Here is an 831-nt window from a genome sequence, read left to right as displayed (position 1 = left end):
CCAATCCCTAAATAATGCGCCATACGCTCCGCAATCACACTGCGCTCATGCCGGCATTCTCTCAAAGCCCGCGCCATGGCACGCTTAATGCGTGAGCGAAACCGCCCTAAATCAATCTGCGCAACGGGTTCACGACAGGGAAAAACCGGCTTTTGGAAAAAATCAAGCTGCCCGCAACCATGCCTCTTCATGACAGCTCCTCCCCCGATTGCTTGTTCAAATAATCATAAAACCGCGCCTTTGTCTGCGCATCTGCTCTCTGCCACACCCCTAATAACTGCGCAAAAATCCGTTCCTGTTCATTGATTTGCGGCGGTGTATTAATCCCATTGACCAAATCAACAGCCCGCCGTAAATCCCCATCAACCTGTTGGAGCGCAATCGCCACCCGCCGTTGCGCAACCGGCTCCATCTTGGCAAGCTTCAACAATTGCGCTTGATTATCCGCCAATGCCGTGCCACGCAAAACAGAGCGTAATTCTGGCTGTAAATGCTGGGCAATACAGTTAAGACGTTTTACAACATCTTGAGAAAAACCAATACGATCCGCCACATGTTTAGCAAAAGATAAAACTGTCCCTTTGCCATTTAAGTCACCATCATTTGGCAAAGGTGCAACTTGCACCTTTGCCACTTTGTCCCCTTCACACCCAGTTTCATTATGCTCTGAAGAACCATCATTTGGCAAAGGGTAAACTTTACCCTTTGCCATTTTGTCCTTTGTATATTGATTACCATGGTCACCGCCACGTTGAATCTCCCCATACTTCTTTTCCCACAATTCGCGGTAAGTCTGGACAAAAAGCGCACGGTCAATAACAGACAATTCAT

At 48.0% G+C, this 831-nt stretch carries 2 pseudogenes; both read right to left on the bottom strand.

The features are described 5' to 3' along the window. Positions 1–191, bottom strand: a pseudogene (locus ACFINH_RS10065) (hypothetical protein); the annotation flags it as partial. Continuing rightward, a pseudogene (locus ACFINH_RS10060) lies at positions 188–831 on the bottom strand (chromosome partitioning protein); the annotation flags it as partial. The pseudogenes ACFINH_RS10065 and ACFINH_RS10060, both read right to left, overlap by 4 nt.

The sequence above is a fragment of the Bartonella sp. AA74HLJMH genome, assembly GCF_042197045.1.
Lineage (GTDB): Bacteria > Pseudomonadota > Alphaproteobacteria > Rhizobiales > Rhizobiaceae > Bartonella.
This window is presented reverse-complemented; position numbering and strand designations above follow the sequence as displayed.